Source organism: Acinetobacter sp. ANC5681, from assembly GCF_023488045.1.
Taxonomy (GTDB): domain Bacteria; phylum Pseudomonadota; class Gammaproteobacteria; order Pseudomonadales; family Moraxellaceae; genus Acinetobacter.
Genome location: NZ_JAMFKZ010000040.1, coordinates 1 through 18,620, shown reverse-complemented (window position 1 = coordinate 18,620; position 18,620 = coordinate 1). Strand labels below are relative to the sequence as shown.

Genomic DNA, 18,620 nt, shown 5'->3' with positions numbered 1-18,620 from the left:
TACTAATGAAGATAAAGTCATCCGAACCATTTGTTCCTCTGCGGAGCAATCCATTTTCGGGATGTTATAGTCACTGATGAAAGCCACTATACTTTCATTGCCACGAACTTGCTCTGGTAAATTTATAGTATCTGGGCCACAGCATGAATTCGACTGCTTACTACCGCAGGAATCTTTTTCATCAGGGGTAAGTTCTTGCTGTACCTCATTATCGCAACAAGAACTTTTGCTTTCTTCTGTAGCTAAATCTTTAATTTTACAAGAATCTGTTTTTGATTCATTTTGTTTTTGCTTAGTGTCTTCACAAGAACTTTCTTGATTACAACCGCAACCACTCATTGATGTGCCTATAGTCATATCTTCACGTATTGCATATTAAAATCCCTATAGCTACTATAGAGTCAATAGATCAGGTGACTTGAAATGAACTTAAAAATTGGTGAATTATCTCAGCTATCCGGTTGCCCTGTTGTTACAATACGGTTTTATGAAAAAGAAGCTTTATTACTAGCCCCTAATCGTTCGGAAGCTAATTATCGACTTTATAACAAAGACCACTTAGAGCGACTTCTATTTATTCTTAATTGCCGAACTTTGAATATGGGCTTGGACGAAATAAAAATTTTATTAGCATACAAAGACAAACCTTGTGGAAACTGTAGTTCTATTAACATCTTAGTTGATAAACATATTCATCAATTAGAGCGGAATATCCAAAAACAGATTCAGCTTAAGCAACAACTTTCTGATTTAAGAAGTAAATGCTCTGGTTTTTTGGAAATTAACTCTTGTAAAGTACTTGAAGGGTTATCCGTAAGTTTAAAATAATTAAGAATGAATAATGGAATATCACCATTATTCATTCTTAATAAAATATTTAGAAAACTAATTCAATGCCTGCCCCGTATAACCACCCCTTTTCAGAATTTGTAGCTTCTTGAAAAGTTGTTAATTTTTGTCCTTTTTCATATTGATAAGCGACATCAACAAATGGTCTTATACGCTTATTAATCTCGTAACGAGTTTTTAGACCTGTCTTTAACTCAGACAAACCTGACTTTGTAGCAAAATCAGAATTATCATTAAACACAATATCTGCTGCAATATATGGCTGAGTAATTAGCTTTTGAGTAAGTAATAGATCTCGATCAAACTCAAAACTGGCTCCCCAAAAATTATTTTCACCACCATAAAGGTAAGCTTTTGTCTCAAAGAAATAAGGAGCAAGACCTAATAATCCAATAACGCCATCAATGCGATTACTATTACGGTTATTTTTGTCCTCACTATACCTTACCCCAGCTTGTACATCCCAAAATGCTGCAACATTTCTACTGTAAAGAGCTGATACATCATAATTGGGATCATTACTCTCTGCTTTATTCAGATTGGCTTCAACAAACATTCGATTTTCATCTGTTCCAATCAATGTTTCGAAACTCGAACCTAAACTGCCTTTACCATCTTTATCAACTATCCACTCATTGGAAAATTTAGTTGTTTGGTAAATCTGCCCACCATGCTCGTTCAGATGTTTATCATGATTTTGGCTAAGAGTTAAAGTTTCAATTCCTTTGTCTTTTGAAGTTTTTTGAGCAACATTGCGTTCAACATAACCTAATCCGCCTGATTCTCTTAAAAGCACATTCATACTTGAAGTACTCTTATTTAGATTTTCAGTCGAATTATCATTCGCAAATGCCATACCTGCTAAACCAATTAAAGCAACTGATAAAAGTGTTTTTGAAAAAAGTTTTTTAGTGGTTTGCATGTTGATTCACTCCCTTATCATTTGCATGGGGTTGGGCAACGATACTTTTTGAATCAACATCATTGCTATCTACATTTGCCACAATGAGTTTGTTCATCATTCCAGCTGCCATGTGATATAACAAATGGCAGTGGATAGCCCATTCACCTAATTCATCAGCAGTAAGTAAAGTTGTAACTGTTTTCCCCGGTGGCACAATGATCGTGTGTTTATTTGGCATATTACTTGGATCTTGACCATTTTCAAGCTGCATAAACATACCGTGCAAGTGCATTGGGTGAGCCATCATACTGTCATTCACAAATTTCAAGCGTATACGTTCCCCATATTTCACTTTGAATGGTTCTGTTTCATTAAACTTCTTACCATTAATTGTCCAAATGTAGCGCTCCATATTCCCACCAAGACGGATTTCCATTTCACGTTCAGGGGCACGAGTATCTGGTTGAGGATTTAGAGATTGTAAGTCACTATACTGGAGTGCTTTTTGACCAACGGGTGTTGAAGCATTTGCCCATCCAAATACGGTATTATCATTCTTGTCTGAAGCCGACTTAACAGTAGCGCTATTCATCGGCATATCATGATTCATACCTTTCATAGAAGACATATCGTGATTCATGCCTTTCATAGAAGACATATCGTGATTCATGCCTTTCATAGAAGACATATCATGATTCATATCTTTCATTGAAGACATATCATGATCCATACCTTTCATAGAAGACATATCGTGATTCATGCCTTTCATAGAAGACATATCATGATCCATACCTTTCATAGAAGACATATCATGATTCATACCTTGCATTGAAGACATGTCATGATCCATCCCCATATCTTCCATAGTCAATAAAGAGCGAGGACGAGGTTTAGGCATCTCAATTTGTTTTACAGGTAAGGTATTTTCATCATGTAAGGTTCCAACCGAAAAACCAGTACGATCAATAGATTCAGCTTCAATTTGGTAATGTGCTTGTTTTGGTTCCACAATGACATCATAAGTTTCAGCAGTACCAATACGGAACTCATCTACAGGAACGGGCTTTACAGGTTGACCATCAGCACTGACTACAGTCATTTTTAGGTTTGGAATGCGTACATCAAAGAATGACATAGCGGAAGCATTAATAAAACGAAGGCGAACTTTTTCACCAGCTTTGAAGTTACCCGTCCAATTTTGCTGAGGTGTCTTGCCATTCATTAAAAATGTATAACCAGTCACATCGGACATATCTGTTTTCAGCATTCGCATCTGATTCCACATAGAACGGTCTTGCCAAGTCGCTTTTAGCCCATCACGTTTAACTTGTTTTAATACATCGAATACTGTTTCGCGGCGGTTCTGATAGTAGTCTGCTTCTTTTTTAAGATTTTTCATAATTTGATCACTTGTCGAATTATGAAAATCAGAAAGCAAAACAACGTAATCTTTATCGGTTTTTTCAGCAGCTGTTAGTGGAGTTTTATCTTTAGGATAAATAACAAAAGCACCATATAAACCGTCTTGTTCTTGTCCTTTACTATGCGAATGATACCAATAGGTACCATTTTGGCGGACTTTAAACTTATATTCATAAGTTTTATTAGGGGCAATGCCATTAAATTTGTTAAATCCAGGTACACCATCCATAATTCCAGGTAATAATAAGCCATGCCAATGGATTGAAGAGTCCTGATTTTTTAACTTATTGTGAACACGGATAACGGCCTCATCACCTTCTTCAAATTCAAGAAGTGGTGCAACGAATTTACCATTTACAGTAATTCTCTCAACTGGTTTTCCTGTGATATTTACAGTTTGTTCAGCGATTGTTAAATCATATTCTTTAACTGCCGCCATTACCCAAGTTGATGAAAATAAACCAACTCCTATTAAAAGGACATGACTTAATTTTTTAGACATTTATTTCACCTATCTAATATAAAGATGGGGAGCTCAAGCAAACCAATTATTCGCTTTAATCTCCCCAATCTTTCATTTATCGTATTTGTTATTTATTTGATGTATTTGACATGTTCATCTTTGAGTGGTCCATGTTCATCATATTTGAATGATCCATATTACCCATTTTAGACTGATCCATATTCATCATCTTAGAGTGATCCATCTGAGACATATCAGCCATATTGCCATGCTCATGCTGACTATGATCCTGTTGGGTTTTCTCATCATTCTTCATATTACAAGGTTTTTGGCATTTCTCTGACATTTTTGAGTCCGCTTTAGTTTCAGTGACTACAGTGGTTCCCTGTTTAGCATCGGCTGCCCAAGACTGAGTTCCTGCAATTAAAGTTCCAATACACATAAGTGTAGTTAAGCTACGACGGAATAGAGTTTTCATGTTTTGCTCCAAAAATTAACTTTATACAAATACCTTAAAGGCTACCACCAAACATCTATATGACATGAAAATGACATTTTTGTAATCTACAAAGAATCACGTATTTATAACGTTATTATATTCTTAATGAGTGATATGGGATTTTTATCAATGAGAATCTTACTAGTTGAAGATGAACAAAAAACCGGTGACTACCTTAAACAAGGTCTATCTGAAGCTGGGTATATAACGGATTGGGTAACGGATGGATTATCTGGTAAACATCAAGCGCTTTCCGAAGAATATGACCTCATCATTTTAGATGTGATGCTTCCAAAGCTAGATGGTTGGGATATCATTTATGATATCCGAAAAAGTGGCAAAACTATGCCTATTCTTTTTCTTTCAGCACGTGATCAAATTGAAGATCGTGTGAAAGGCTTGGATTTAGGTGCTGATGATTATCTAGTCAAGCCTTTTGCTTTTGCTGAGTTATTAGCACGAATTAAAAGCTTACTCCGACGGGGACAACAAAAAGAAGATAGTAACCTTATTACAATTGCTGATCTTGAACTTGATCTTCGTAAACGCCGCGTCACTCGCGCTGGGCAACGTATTGACTTAACAGCTAAAGAATTCGCGCTGATGGAATTATTTATGCGTAGACGTGGTGAGATATTACCTCGTACGCTCATTGCCTCTCAAATATGGGACATGAATTTTGATAGTGATACCAACGTTGTAGAAGTCGCTATCAAACGTTTGCGCAGTAAAATTGACAGTAATTTTAGCCCAAAGCTGATACAGAACATACGTGGAATGGGGTATGTTTTAGAGGTAGAAGATGACTCGTAAATTGTTTAATGCAATCAGCTTTCGTATAGCAATCATCTTTTCTCTTTCTACTGTTATCATCTTAATGATTATGGGGTTGGTTATTCACAAGCTCGTAATGCATCATTTTGAAGCTCAAGACCGAACTCAATTAGAAGGCAAAATTCAACTTATAGAGAATCTACTTGAACAGAACCCATCTAACTCTCAAGAACTAAATTTATATTTAAAAGATGCCTTAATTGGACATCACGATCTGATTGTTCAGATTGAACGTCCAACAGGTCAAGTTATTTTTAGCTCAGCACCATCAGTAATTCATCCCCAAGCACTCAACAAATCAAAACAAGATCCATGGCTTGAATGGAAAATTAAAAATAAGACTTATCGTGGCTTAATTTATAAAAAGACTTTTGATCATAATGACTCGTTTATATCAGCTCAGATTATTGTTGGAATCGATACCTCTGAGCATCTACATTTCTTAAATGACTTTAGACGTCAACTTTTATACATTGGATTTGTGGGTACAATTTGTTTAATGTTCTTAGGGTGGTTCGCAGCATGGCGAGGGCTACGTCCAGTACAACAAATGGCAAAAGTAGCAGAGGGTATCTCAGCCCAACATCTTTCTGAACGTTTAGAAGTCGAAAATACTCCAACCGAACTTAAATCACTGGCTGTCGCTTTTAATGATATGTTAGATCGGCTAGAAGCCGCAGTAGAAAAACTTTCAGATTTTTCATCTGATCTTGCTCATGAAATAAGAACACCTATTAACAATTTGATGACTCAAACTCAAGTATGTTTATCTCGTAGTCGAAATATTAATACTTATCAGGAAGTTCTATTTTCAAATTTAGAAGAGTTTGAGCATTTAGCTCGGATGGTTTCAGATATGTTATTCCTTGCCAAAGCCGAACACGGTTTGCATTTACCAAACTTACAAAGAATTGATTTGGTCAAAGAAATTTCAGCTTTATTTGACTTTTATGATGCTATTGCTTCTGAAAAGAAAATGACTTTAGAACAAACTGGTCTAGGTTATGTAAATGGCGATCCTTCAATGTTACGTCGAGCACTCAGTAATCTATTATCAAATGCGATCAAATATGGAAAAACAGATTCAGTGATCAAAATCAATTGCCAACAAAGCTTTGATAAAACTGTTTTTACAATTGAGAATGAAAGCTCACCTTTATCATCAGACCAGCTAAATCGATTATTTGACCGTTTTTATAGAACAGATGCTTCCAGACAGCGAGTTGAGGAAGGTACTGGCTTAGGGCTAGCAATTACCAAATCCATTCTTGATGTACATGGCGCAACAATTAGAGCAGACTATCATAATGGCCGCATAACTTTTAAAATTATTTTTAAAAATTAATCACTTATATAAAAATAAACAACTACTGACTACTCATCTTTAATAGTTAAAAATAATGAGTAGTCAGAAAAACTTAGTTTTGGCTACGTAGTCGTAAAGCATTACCAATTACCGATGCTGAGCTTAGGCTCATTGCTAATGCTGCGATCATAGGCGAGAGTAACCAGCCAGTAAATGGATACAGTACACCAGCAGCCAAAGGGATACCTAATCCATTATAGAGGAAAGCAAACATCAAGTTTTGTTTCATATTTTTAACAGTTGCCTCTGATAAAGAACGAGCAATTTCAATACCACGTAAGTCACCTTTTACCAAAGTAACTTGGGCACTATTCATTGCTACATCTGTTCCTGTACCCATTGCAATTCCGATATCAGCCTGAGCTAAAGCTGGGGCATCATTGATCCCATCACCAGCCATCGCAACCACTCTTCCTTCTTTTTGCAATTTCTTAACCAATTCTAATTTATCTGCGGGTTTAACCTCACCATAAACCTCATCAATACCTAATCTAGCGCCAACAGACTTAGCTGTTGTTAATCCATCACCAGTAGCCATTACGATTCTTAGACCGGAATCTTTTAATGAAAGAACAGCCTCAGGTGTACTTGCTTTGATTGGATCTGAAACAGCTATTAACCCTATCAGTTTTCCATCCACAGCTAAATGCATGACACTTGCACCTTCGGCTCTTAACTTTTCAGCTTCGGGAACAAATGCTTTAACTGATATTCCCAGCTGTTCCATTAATGCTGTATTACCAAGAGATAATTGTTGTCCATTTAACTCTCCTTTAACACCAATCCCAGAGCCAGATTCAAAAGATGTTGGTCTAGACAGTACAAGATCTCTTTCACGGGCAGCACGTACGATTGCATCAGCTAAAGGGTGTTCACTCCCCTGATCCAGACTAGCTGCTAACCGAAGTACCTCATTTTCTTCATAGCCCGAAAGAGCGATAACCTTATCGAATGAGGGTTGGCCTTCAGTTAAAGTACCTGTCTTATCAATAATTAAAGTATCAATCTTACGTAAATTTTCTATTGCAGCTGCATCACGAAAAAGTACACCATTCGATGCACCACGACCTGTTGCCACCATAATTGACATAGGTGTCGCTAAGCCTAAAGCACATGGGCAAGCAATAATTAACACTGCGACAGCATTAATTAACCCGTAAACCCAACTAGGCTCTGGGCCAAATACCCCCCAACCAAAAAATGTAAGCACAGAAATAGCAATAACTACCATAACAAACCAACCTGCAACATGATCTGCCATTCTTTGCATCGGCGCTTTAGAACGTTGAGCTTGCGATACCATTTGTACGATCTGAGACAGTACCGTTGAAGATCCAACCTTTTCTGAACGCATTACTAATGAACCATTCATATTTATTGTTGCACCTATTACTTGATCGCCTTCACGTTTTGTAACGGGAACAGGTTCTCCTGTTAACATTGATTCATCAATAGAACTTGACCCTTCAGTAACAACTCCATCAACAGGGACCTTTTCACCTGGTCGTACTCGGAGCAAATCTCCAACATGTACATGGGAAAGAGGAATATCTTCTTCTTTACCATCGTCATTTATTTTTCTTGCAGTCTTAGGTGCTAGCCCAAGTAAAGATTTAATTGCTGCCGAGGTCTGTGATCGAGCTTTCAACTCAAGAACTTGGCCTAATAAGGTCAGCGAAATAATGGCTGCTGTGGCTTCGAAATATACAGCGACACGTCCCATAGAAACAAAAGAGTCTGGAAATACTTGTGGAGCCAAAGTTCCAATGAGGCTGTATATAAATGCGGCACCAGTACCAATTCCAATTAAGGTCCACATATTCGGACTACGATTTAAAACTGATTGCCAACATCTAACAAAAAATGGCCACCCTGCCCAAAAAACGATAGGTAATGTAAGAATGAGTTCAATCCAACTCTGTATCTTCATATCAAATAAATTCAGCTGATGCCCAAACATGGCTAAAAATACAACGATAAGAGTTAAAGGTAAGGTATACCAAAATCGTCTTTTAAAATCTTTTAGTTCAGGGTTTTCGTCAGCTTCATCCAGATTTGGAAGTAAAGGCTCTAAAGTCATACCACATTTAGGACAATTCCCAGGGTGATTTTGTTGAATTTCGGGATGCATCGGACAAGTGTAAATAGTAGAAGTATTCACATTTATCGGCTGATCAACCACAATTGAATTTATCCCAATCTCTTTTGGATTAGTCGCTTTTGCTAGTTTATTAATATAAAAAGCAGGATCATTCTTAAACTTTAACCAGCAATTTTCACTGCAAAAATAGAAAGTTTTACTGTCAACTTTTTCATAAAATTGAGATGTTTCTTTTACTGCCATGCCACAGACAGGATCAGTAAGTGTATTTTTATCTTCGTGATGATGATGGTCCATACAACCTCCTTCATATTTAATTTTAAAAGTAATAAATTGATTAAAACGTAAATAATTTCCTATTACTTGATCATTAGATAAGCGAAATTTTCTTTATAGTCAGTGTAGCACTTGTGACTTTTCAATTTTTAAAATGACAAAAATGTAATTTTGAAGTCATCGGAGTGTTTCTATCTTTCTTTGATAATAGGATTACAAAGTTGGTGACCAAGCTATCAATCAATGAATTTCATTCGGTCATTACTGGGCCCAAGATTAATTTAAAGAGGATGAAGAAATGAAAATTTTTCAAAATAAAATGTCTACTCTACGTAACGTACTCGTAGGCACGACTATGGTTGTAGCTACTTCAAGTGCATTCGCACATGTGAAACTTGAAAGTGCAACACCTGCTATTAATGCATCTGTAGCTAGCCAACCGAAAAATATAACTTTGAATTTTGGTGAAGAAGTTATGTTAATGAACGTCAAGTTGCTTGATGCACAACGTAAGGACATTCCTTTAAATTATAAAATAACTCATGATATGAAAAAATCATTTGACGTCGCTGCACCTAAACTAAAAAAAGGAAAATATACAGTCGTGTGGACCACAATGGGAGCGGATGGCCACAACATGAATGGCGAATATAATTTCACCATTAAATCAGCAAAATAAAAATCAAGTGCTAATAGCAACATGCCAGCAGTTCGCTGGCATGTTGCTATTACGATGGAGAAAATTATGATTCCTGAATCTTGGATATATGCATCATGGCTTGTTAAAGTCATTTTATATTTAGGTATTGCATTTGTTGTTGGTGGTACTTTCTCCTACTTCTTACTTGGACGTTATGTAGAAATAAAGGAAACTATTCTGAAATACATAACTCTTGGCACAGCATTAGGACTAATTTCCAGTATTCTAGGATTCTTCCTTCTCATCGGAAGTTTTGCCAATACTGGACTATCTGGTATGTGGGATAGCAACTATATAAATATACTAGTCAATACTCCTACTGGACATGTCTATATCATTCGATCAATCAGTTTTGCACTTTTACTCATATTTATGATAGTCAAACTTAGTAAAGGGACGATTGATATTTCCAAAACTGAAGGAGCAATCTTTACCATACTGCTCACACCAATCGTTTTAAGTTTTTCACAACTCGGACACGTCACGAATTTACCCTTTTTCGCTCAAGCTTTGTTAACAATACATGTACTTGTAATGTCCTTATGGATGGGGTCGCTTTATCCATTATGGAAAACAAGCAAAAAAATTAATGGCTTACCACTTAAAGAACGTATGCATCTATTTGGGCAAATAGCAGCCTTTATTGTAGGAATACTCATCGCTTGTGGTCTTAGTATTGCTTTATTACTCTTTAAAGATTTTAATACTCTAATCAATACACCTTATGGGCATGGATTTATTATTAAAATATTATTTGTCCTAAGTATTTTATTGTTAGCAGCCTTTAACAAATGGTATTTCACACCTCGCTTACAAGACCCGAAATTTGCGAAACAATTGGGCTATGCCATTTTATTTGAGATGTCATTAGGTCTATCAATTCTTTTAGCCACTGGTTATATCACCACTGTAGTCGGTATTGAGTAAAAAAGGATCACGCTATGACTTCATGGATGAAGTACAATTTATTATTTTTCATTTTTTTGAATACGACATCATGGGCTGAACCTAGCACTTCAAAAACGATTCGCTCCTTAGATGATACCGAATTACGTAATATCACTGATCATAATCATGGCGACACCAAAGTCGAAGAGAATAAAGACCATTATTCTAAAGATAAACAACTACGTAATGAAGATAGTAGACAACAAAAAGTTATAAATGGATTAATGTTACAAAAGCCTAACGTACTACCGCCCTCCAAATAAACGATACTTAAGTAATGTTTATTGATTCAATAAGTAGCTCAAATTTTTTAATAAAAAATAGTAGCAATATTACTGTTGGGGGCTTCTTAGCCCCCAACAGTATTTAATTCAGAGCTTGAACCGACTGCTGTAAGCCTTTCTGAATATCTTGAACATGAGTGAGATCATGCGTTTGCTGATGCTCTGTTTGAGATTCAACGCTGTAAAACTCCTCCACTATATCCAAACCCTCTTCACCTCCCACCTCAAAGCAGGCATTACCATAACCCTGCCGTGCCACATGATCTAACGCCTCCTGATAAAACCCTGCTGCCTTGCTCTGCTCATCCATCTGTTTGGCTGACGCAATCGCATCTTTTAGGCTTGTGCCATCACGTAAAGTTAAGTCCACGTAATAGATTGGAGTGCGGTAACTTTGCGTGGTGCTTTTACCTCTTAAAGTCAGTTGCAAAGGCAAACATGAAAGTAGATCACCTGATGCAGCATGGTAGTAACGCAGTCGTGCTGCCAAAGTGCGAATACTGTTAAAGCCCGTAGTTCTAAAGATGAATGTGCCAAACTCATCCGATTCATCTAGGTTGACGTAGAGTCTGCCATAGGGTTTACACAAACCACTTTGTGCCAATGGGCATAAATCAGGTGATGGGCATGGATGTTGCTCAATGCCATTTTGCCCCAGTCGCTGACAGGTTTCCCCATTGCCTGAGCAGATTAAACGTCCTGTTTGTCGGTCAAATAAGCTGTACTCTGCCCGTAAGTTCAATTCAGGATCATTGAAGATCATACGGACGGGAATGCTTCTGAGTTTTTGATTCGGTGCTTTGGCACGTAGTTGCTCATCCAATGGATGTTTCACCCAACCATCCTTATTCTGAATTTGACTGGTAATGGTAAATTGGTCGTCCTTTTCAGGGAGTCGTTTGCCATTCTTTTCGACAATTTTGCCAATACTGATACGACCTAAAACGGGTGGTGTGATTGCTAAACCTTTAATCATGTTGATGTCCTCTATAGTGATGTTTAAATTTGGGTAAATAAATTTTAGGCATAAAAAATCCCATACCTGTGGGGCATGGGATCGGTTGGTTTGGGTAGTGGATTTCGGTATCTCCGTCTTATCCACCATTGGGGTAAATCTGAAAGCGTCGTGTGCCTGCTTTGGTTTGTGGAAATTGCTGTAAGTATTCAGGATGCTGCTTAAGAAGTGCTTTACTGTCTAGGCTGATAGAGTCTTGCGCCTTTTTCCACGTCACCGCCCCACCTGTAAAGACCGCTCGCTCTGCATCTTTCATCAACATTTGTAATCGATGTTTGAGTTCATCAAAATACTGTTGGTGTTGTTCAACTTTATGTCGCTCCTCTAACATTTGATTAAATAGGTAGTTGGCTTGTTCATTTTGGGTCAGGTCTTCTACTGTTAGTGGGATCTGCTCTGGGTAAAGTTGCTGCAAGGCTTTGGCTGCTGAATCCGAAGCATCTACACTTGGCGGAATACCTGTTTCAACACATTGCCAGAAGTGACGTTCTGCATTAATGATGTGTTGAATGACAGTCTCGTTACGAGTCACCTTATAGATTTTGGTTTCATGTCCACAGATCAAGGCACAGATATGCGCTGCCTGTTTACCTGTCACAGCTAATTGATGCTGTACCTGACAGAGCACATATAAAGGCACACCATCTCGCCATAACTTAGAACCATATTCCCCTACAGTTTTACATTCCAAGATTTGAACCTCTTCACTACCCACCACGGTATAGTCCAAATTTGCCAACATGAAATGTTTATCATCATCGGGATGTTGTAGCACTGCATTGACTCTTCTAACTTTGTGATTGGTGTGCATGCTGTAGTATTCAGCCACCAATGGCTCTAACTGTTTACCCCAGTACAACGGTGCATAGCCTGCGCTTTCATCCTCGATGCTTTGTTGCATTCGACCTGTCTTGATCATCCACAGTTCTAGCATCGACATATAGGGATTTAAACCACATGCCGTGGCTGCATCACTGCTGCCAATGCCCTGTTTCCGAACTTCCAGCCATTGTTGGTAATTCAGTTGTTTAGTATTAGCGAGACGCTTTGCTACAGGGGCTTTGATTTTTCGGGGCTGTTTGTTCGGTCGATCACGTTTGGTTCGGGTTCCCACTTCAATTTGCTGGGTCAGTGAGTTTTGAGTGGTTGGATTCAGATTGGGTGAATGCGGCTGTAACGGTGGATGGTTTAAGGTGTTTTGAATTTGAGTATGGCTATTCATTGGCAAATATTCCTGTATGAGTAAAATCGTAAAAGCTGAATTTTGGGCATAAAAAAGCCACATCTGGAAATGTGGCTAAAGGTGTTGCTGTGCTTGTACGGTGTTACCGTATGCTTAGGCTAAAAGAAGCGGCTTAATTGAAACTGAATTTAGGCAATCATTCTTAAGGCCTGTTCCAAACCTCGTTGTTTAATGGCAGCCCCTGCACCAAACCATGCTGAATCGAGTCGGTGATCGGTACTCATCGCTCGACGTTCGTGGTCGGTGAATTCGGTAATGGCGCACAGTAAACCATAAGCAGTATCCTTAGCAGAACTGAGTTCTGCCCCTCGTCCATGTCCGTTAAACATGGTCATGACTTTTGACATCGCACGTCCATTCGGTTCAGTTTTATTGTCGGCTTTGGATGGGCTTGTTTGATTTGGCATGGCTGCATTTCGGTAGAACTGAATAATGCTTTCATCCTGTTCAGCCATACTCAAGTTAGTGTTATTAAACACCGCATCAAAGTACGCTGCTCCTTCCTGCTGAGTCACCTTACGCTGACTCAGTTGTTTCATTTCATACATGTGTTCATCCCATGCACGAACTGAAATCCCCAGTTGCTGTTTGACGCGTTCCGCATTGAATCTGGTACTATGCGGCACTTTCACTACACCTGCACTGGTGTTTTGTCCTTTGAGCGCAATCGCTAAAGTGTTGTTGCAGACCACTCGAATACTGGTGAACTGGGCGGTAGTCGCCAGTGTGCCATCACAAGCAGTGGCTAAGAGAATATAGCCATGACTAACATCCTTGCCTTTTAAGACTGAGGTCTGTCCCGTCTTAGCCAATGCCCAGAATTTTTTGCCGCCTTTGAGTACACCTGCGGTTTCCAGTTCAAAGCCTGATTGTTCAGTCAGATCTTTGTAGAAGTGTAGGATTTCCATCGGTTGCACTTCCTGAAAGCGTTGGCTAACCACCGATAAGGGTGCATGAGTATCAGAACGGTAAAGTACCCGTTGTTCTTCAAAAGGCATAATGATGCTTTGTCCCTTTTCATTCTGTGCCATGTAACTGACATCCGAAGATTCTATTCGCCAATCCATACCTGCCTGTTGTGCCCAGACTTCGATGGGTTGGTTTGGCGTGAGTTGGTTGCCTAAGCCATGCCAAGGGGTTTGTCCAGTGAATGCCATTGTTTCAACTAAATGTGCCATAAGAATAATTCCTGTATCAATTTTAAAATGGGTAAAAGGGTTGGATTTAAATTTTGCTAAATACTTAATTGCGTAAATTTGGGCTAAAACTGCGGTCACAGTGATTGCAGTAATACTGTCTGCGATAAGTTGGGTGTAGCGGTTGTTGCTGTTCATCTTCAGTGATCAACATCCAAATGCCGCCAATCAGTACCCCAACGATTGCACCTGCAATCGGAGGAATATTCAGGCTTTTGGAAACACTCACGCCTAATGTGGCAAGTGCCATCGGTGACATCACACTATTGGAAATAGGGTTAGTGCTTGAGGTAATGGGTAAATGTTGGGGGGATTGAAGTTGTACCGTCTCTCGGGACTGGCAATAAGGACATGGCAAACTCATTGTGGTATTTCCTGTAAATGAATAAAAAAACCTGCTGGGGAAGCAGGCAAAATGATTGCGATGTAGTTGAAGCATGTATTGGTGCTATCTCAAATGGAGAAACACTGTTCTCAATTAGATGCTATGTATTTGTATTTTTTTAGAATGCGTTTTTTTTCATCAGTTTTAGGCAATTTTTGAATGATGATTAAACAGATCAATTGACCTGTTTTTTAGCAGCGATTATGATGCAAGGGCTGACCTACATTGTCAGTCGGTTTTGACAGACCGCTCATCTAGCGCATCAGGGTTTATTCATCTGAGTACTCTTTGTATGTGTAAAAACCTTCTCGTCCCCCTTTGCGGTAGAACGGGAGGGGGACGCGTTCGCGCGTGCTGGTTCTAGATGTCCAGTCTGTCAACCCCTTTTCGTTCTGCCACCATAATCAATTGACAGTGATTCGGTAGAACTTCTAATTCATCTAGGAGTCAACCATGACGCAATTTACTGTGCTTTATTCCCCTGCACTTTCTCCGCCTCTTCGGCATTTCATTCCGATTCATTTATCGCACGCTTTCGCTGTGTCCTGATTGATTCAAGGCATCAATTAACTGCTGCATCCATTTTGGACAGTGGTGTTTTGTGCTGGATAAAAATCATGAAATTCATCGCACAGCTTATTTGAGTTGTCATTTTTGTACTCAGCAAAAGTATAGCTAGAGCCTGTGACAGCCGAGCAGAATGTATTTGAAATTACAGTCAATTTCATAATTCATTTTAAAAACTTTAAAAATATTGGATGGGGAAATAATAGGATGAAATACATTTCAATTGCGCTGCTCACCAGCCTTGCATTGGTCAGCTGCTCAAAACCACAACAAGGTGATGTAGAGAATAAAGAACTATCTCAAAAAATCGAAAAAATGTCCTTGAATGATGCTGCCCCTGCACAGGCTGTTTCCTCTCCTTTGATTATCGATCGAAATAAAATTACACCTCCGCTCACCAAAACAGGTGAAAGCTTTCAGGAACTCGTTAAAGACGAAGGATATTTTTCTTTTTATCCGCCGTATAAAACCATCTCTGGATTACAGATGTTTGCTGAAAATGACGATGTGGCAGAGTATTGTGGAAACTGCGTACATTTCCAATCCGTTCTCAATGATTTAAGAAATGTGCTGGCTTTAAAAAACAATCAAGTTTTAGTGATCGGAAATACAGGTCATCAGTTTCCTGCATTCACTTTTGCTTTAGGTGACGACTATTCTTTACGTGCAGCGCATGATACAGCCATCAATTATATAAGATCGACAATGCAAGTGATTCCACCGCAAAAAGATCAATTTGAAAGTACCGAACAATATCAACAACGTATTCAAAAACTACAAAAAGAACTGGACAGTAAAAATGCCCATCTCAATTATGACTTGAAGCTTTTAGAGCTCAGTTTAAATGCTACGTCTGCACAAAGTCAGTTCATGCCGAGCAGCTACACACCCAATGATCGACCAAAGGGTCCGATTGATAATTTTGTTTACTACGATGCTGACTCGAAACAATTACATTTTGAGAACATGAATTTCGCATCTGATCTTATTGTGAATTTCACTGCCCCATCCACGCCAGAGTTAGCACAAAATATCATTACGGCTGGTGGACAAAAATATGTCGGTTATATTTTTAACTTCAATAACCATAAATTGGAATTAGATAGTTTAGTCATTTATAAAGCCAACCATACTCAAGTTGATTCACTAAATGAACCGATCGCAATCCTTGAACCAAGTACCATGTCCTTTCAACGCAAACATTTCAACGGCATAGAAAATGCGCCATTAAAGAAATTTGATGTGTCGCTGAAAAAACCAATTCCTTTTGATTTCACTCTGGATAACTACACGCCGATCGAGAAAGTATTTAAAAAGATCGATGAGTAATTCCAAACTTTATAAAAAGCAAGAAATTGATTTATCTAAAAATTAAATACACAGAGTTGGGCTTTCGCCCAACCCTGTAAATCAGAATATTCGATTAAATATAGGCATGTGTAATGAATTTTATTCCATCTGTTGTTTTATCCAGTGTGTTGCTGCTGACTTTAAGCGCATGTAATTCGGGCAATGACGCACCAAAACCCAAAGATGCTCAAACTCAAACCAGTGAGCATAGCACTGCTGATACGACTGAAACTCCGCCTCAATCTGAAGATGATTTTCCACCCGTAGATAAATCCTTTCTGGAAGATGAATCATATAATGCTGAGGAAGTGACTGAACCCACTGTACAAGAACAGTTTGAAGTCCGTGTCCGTCGTGAAGAATCACAATACTCCATGACAGGCTATACCGATTTGTTAAACATCATGTCCTTGAACGATGCACCAACCACCATCACAGGGGTTTTAATCAATCGTGGTAACTGTAGAAGCAAAGGCACTTATGATTATCAAAATATGCGTTATGGGTCAGTAGCAAAGGTCTACTTAGGCTGTTCGGCTGAATATGTCCGTGAAGTGACCATCACGACGAGCAGTGGTTTGACCTATACCTATAATTTTTAGAGATTTAATCACGGAAATTTACTATGGCAAAAAGGCGTTCTGATTAGAACGCCTTATATTTGAGAAGCTTATTTAGCAGGGATATTTCCTGTATAGCTTTGCCACAAATAGGAAATATGCTGACTCATATAGCGGTAAATCTTGAGTGGTTCATTTAGAAACTCAATATGTTTACGCCAGTAGCTACGCATATCACTGTCCGCAAAGTAACAGTGTTTTTCCCAAACCAAATAAGGTGATCCTTGCACAAGCTCATGTCCCTTGTGTAAACAAGCCCCTCTCCATACCCGCAAGATAAAATCGGAATATTTAAACTCATCACCAATCACATAAATGATGGCATGGACTGAATAAAATCCATTCAGTGATTTCACAATACGCCATTGCACATCATACAACTTACCCGCTAATTGCTCTGATTGATGCAATCTTTCCAGCCATTTTCGAACGAGTTTAGGTAATTGAACTTCATCACTCTGATACAGTGGATGAGTAAAGATGCACTGTAATTCAAGGAACAAACAGTTCATTTGCTTATGCTGATCCATACAGCGTCTAAACACAGTTTTTTGATGTTTTACGCTTGCATGAGCATGCTCAATATATTCTGAATATTTTATTGCAGTACGTTGTCTCAATAATTTGGTTTTAATTTTTCCATGGATAGGATGTGCATTCGCCAATACATAATTCATATCTTGAAATTGATAATGACCTACTATTTCTATCAATGCGTTCCAATAAGGGTTTAACTGAAATTCATTCAATACGGTACGATGATTATGCAACCAAGGTAAAAAATATAAGAATGCTTGATATTGTGGTTCAAAACATTCCTTAGCACGCTTATCCATTACTTGAAGCTGCCCTTTCTCAATTTGGGCTAAGCTTTTCACAGTTTGGTTAAATATATAATTCTGATGTGCATCCAACACCAAAGGAAACTGTGGAGTCCGTTGACATATGGGCTGCGGAGGCGTAATTGGAAAGTGATTCACTTGTTCACCTCCGCTTGTTTTTTACGTCCCATTGTCTTTGCAATATTCTTATCAATACTTGTCCCTAGAGTACGTTCTTTACCAATATTTTTATGCAGAATAAATTGATCTTTCTTTGCAAAATAACGCAGCAATCCCAGTAAATACTGGTATTTCTGTTGCTCATGACGATGCAACCGTCCTATGGCTAACTTATCATATTGATTATTGACCGCTTTGAAATGGCAATTATGAAATGTTCCCTCAACACCAATGACCTTTTCCCAAATCTGACCAATCTGTTGTGCAAGTTTAATTTCCTGAGAATGATCTCGACTGTCTAAGATAAATATAAAGTGATAGTGAAATCCCCTTCTTTGACCGAATTCGAGCTTCCAAATATACCCCAGGATATTCAGATTCTTAGTACGACTGACAGAACGTAAAAATGTGCGTAAATCCATTTTGACTTGGTCAAGAGTCGGGTTCTGGGTTTTATCAAATCTGAGGTCAATACGGATAACCAATACTCTTGAATGCTTTTCAAGTATCAAATCTGATGTGTGCTTAAAAAACAGGAGGGTTTAACTTGGTAAACTATACATACTCATTAGGAGTTTACCATGAGCAAGAAACAGA

General features: G+C 38.4%; 18 protein-coding genes and 1 pseudogene. 8 read left to right on the top strand and 11 right to left on the bottom strand.

All coding sequences use genetic code 11. The annotated features are described in order from the left end of the window. Positions 1 to 339, bottom strand: a pseudogene (locus tag M5121_RS14475) (cation transporter); the annotation flags it as partial. Positions 340 to 423: 84 nt separating this feature from the next. Here M5121_RS14475 and cadR point away from each other — a divergent pair. Next, positions 424 to 828: a Cd(II)/Pb(II)-responsive transcriptional regulator gene (cadR, locus tag M5121_RS14470; protein ID WP_249571575.1), complete on the top strand. Its 405-nt coding sequence runs from the start codon at positions 424 to 426 to the stop codon at positions 826 to 828. Between the two features lie 49 nt (positions 829 to 877). Here cadR and M5121_RS14465 read toward each other — a convergent pair whose 3' ends face one another. The 3 genes from M5121_RS14465 to M5121_RS14455 all read right to left on the bottom strand — a co-directional run bounded on the left by M5121_RS14465 (position 878) and on the right by M5121_RS14455 (position 4,116). Then, on the bottom strand, positions 878 to 1,771 hold the full coding sequence (locus M5121_RS14465) for a copper resistance protein B (protein ID WP_087546610.1): 894 nt from the start codon (positions 1,769 to 1,771) through the stop codon (positions 878 to 880). After that, positions 1,758 to 3,677: a copper resistance system multicopper oxidase gene (locus tag M5121_RS14460; RefSeq protein ID WP_136695374.1), complete on the bottom strand. Its 1,920-nt coding sequence runs from the start codon at positions 3,675 to 3,677 to the stop codon at positions 1,758 to 1,760. Before M5121_RS14460 ends, M5121_RS14465 begins: the two co-directional genes overlap by 14 nt. A gap of 88 nt (positions 3,678 to 3,765) precedes the next feature. Further along, the gene (locus M5121_RS14455) at positions 3,766 to 4,116 is read right to left on the bottom strand and encodes a hypothetical protein (RefSeq protein ID WP_002058521.1); all 351 of its coding nucleotides are present in this window, start codon (positions 4,114 to 4,116) and stop codon (positions 3,766 to 3,768) included. 150 nt (positions 4,117 to 4,266) lie between these two features. On the opposite strand from M5121_RS14455, the gene M5121_RS14450 reads away from it, so the two are divergent. After that, on the top strand, positions 4,267 to 4,950 hold the full coding sequence (locus tag M5121_RS14450; RefSeq protein ID WP_004722337.1) for a heavy metal response regulator transcription factor: 684 nt from the start codon (positions 4,267 to 4,269) through the stop codon (positions 4,948 to 4,950). Further along, positions 4,940 to 6,316 (top strand): heavy metal sensor histidine kinase, encoded by a 1,377-nt coding sequence (locus tag M5121_RS14445; RefSeq protein ID WP_249571574.1) that lies wholly within the window; start codon positions 4,940 to 4,942, stop codon positions 6,314 to 6,316. Before M5121_RS14450 ends, M5121_RS14445 begins: the two co-directional genes overlap by 11 nt. A 73-nt stretch (positions 6,317 to 6,389) precedes the next feature. On the opposite strand, the gene M5121_RS14440 is transcribed toward M5121_RS14445, so the two are convergent. After that, positions 6,390 to 8,735 (bottom strand): heavy metal translocating P-type ATPase, encoded by a 2,346-nt coding sequence (locus tag M5121_RS14440; protein WP_249571573.1) that lies wholly within the window; start codon positions 8,733 to 8,735, stop codon positions 6,390 to 6,392. A 277-nt stretch (positions 8,736 to 9,012) separates the two neighbouring features. Between M5121_RS14440 and M5121_RS14435 the strand changes: the two genes are divergently transcribed. The 3 genes from M5121_RS14435 (at position 9,013) to M5121_RS14425 (ending at position 10,625) form a co-directional block, all read left to right on the top strand. Then, positions 9,013 to 9,393 (top strand): copper resistance CopC family protein, encoded by a 381-nt coding sequence (locus M5121_RS14435; protein WP_002058523.1) that lies wholly within the window; start codon positions 9,013 to 9,015, stop codon positions 9,391 to 9,393. A 66-nt stretch (positions 9,394 to 9,459) separates the two neighbouring features. Beyond that, the gene (locus M5121_RS14430; RefSeq protein ID WP_042893653.1) at positions 9,460 to 10,341 is read left to right on the top strand and encodes a CopD family protein; all 882 of its coding nucleotides are present in this window, start codon (positions 9,460 to 9,462) and stop codon (positions 10,339 to 10,341) included. Positions 10,342 to 10,355: 14 nt separating this feature from the next. Next, positions 10,356 to 10,625, top strand: coding sequence for a hypothetical protein (locus tag M5121_RS14425; RefSeq protein ID WP_004912848.1), 270 nt, complete (start codon positions 10,356 to 10,358; stop codon positions 10,623 to 10,625). 103 nt (positions 10,626 to 10,728) lie between these two features. On the opposite strand, the gene M5121_RS14420 is transcribed toward M5121_RS14425, so the two are convergent. The 4 genes from M5121_RS14420 to M5121_RS14405 all read right to left on the bottom strand — a co-directional run bounded on the left by M5121_RS14420 (position 10,729) and on the right by M5121_RS14405 (position 14,464). Continuing rightward, a complete protein-coding gene (locus M5121_RS14420) occupies positions 10,729 to 11,622 on the bottom strand; it encodes a recombination directionality factor (RefSeq protein ID WP_004913277.1) in 894 nt (297 codons plus the stop codon). Positions 11,623 to 11,740: 118 nt separating this feature from the next. Continuing rightward, entirely contained in the window at positions 11,741 to 12,883 is a 1,143-nt protein-coding gene (locus M5121_RS14415; protein ID WP_249571572.1) for a YqaJ viral recombinase family nuclease, read from the bottom strand. A 149-nt stretch (positions 12,884 to 13,032) separates the two neighbouring features. After that, positions 13,033 to 14,082 carry a DUF932 domain-containing protein gene (locus M5121_RS14410; RefSeq protein WP_249571571.1) on the bottom strand — a complete coding sequence of 350 codons (1,050 nt, stop codon included), beginning with the start codon at positions 14,080 to 14,082 and terminating at the stop codon, positions 13,033 to 13,035. A gap of 64 nt (positions 14,083 to 14,146) precedes the next feature. After that, entirely contained in the window at positions 14,147 to 14,464 is a 318-nt protein-coding gene (locus M5121_RS14405) for a hypothetical protein (protein ID WP_249571570.1), read from the bottom strand. A gap of 795 nt (positions 14,465 to 15,259) precedes the next feature. On the opposite strand from M5121_RS14405, the gene M5121_RS14400 reads away from it, so the two are divergent. Then, positions 15,260 to 16,381, top strand: a complete 1,122-nt coding sequence (locus M5121_RS14400; protein WP_249571569.1) for a hypothetical protein — start codon at positions 15,260 to 15,262, stop codon at positions 16,379 to 16,381. A gap of 113 nt (positions 16,382 to 16,494) precedes the next feature. After that, positions 16,495 to 17,004 carry a hypothetical protein gene (locus M5121_RS14395; protein WP_249571568.1) on the top strand — a complete coding sequence of 170 codons (510 nt, stop codon included), beginning with the start codon at positions 16,495 to 16,497 and terminating at the stop codon, positions 17,002 to 17,004. Positions 17,005 to 17,072: 68 nt separating this feature from the next. Here the strand turns inward: M5121_RS14395 and M5121_RS14390 are convergent, their stop codons facing one another. Together M5121_RS14390 and M5121_RS14385 are read right to left on the bottom strand one after the other, a co-directional pair. Then, positions 17,073 to 18,002, bottom strand: a complete 930-nt coding sequence (locus M5121_RS14390) for a hypothetical protein (protein WP_249571567.1) — start codon at positions 18,000 to 18,002, stop codon at positions 17,073 to 17,075. Continuing rightward, positions 17,999 to 18,535, bottom strand: coding sequence for a YagK/YfjJ domain-containing protein (locus M5121_RS14385; RefSeq protein ID WP_283772315.1), 537 nt, complete (start codon positions 18,533 to 18,535; stop codon positions 17,999 to 18,001). Before M5121_RS14385 ends, M5121_RS14390 begins: the two co-directional genes overlap by 4 nt. Positions 18,536 to 18,620 lie beyond the last annotated feature (85 nt).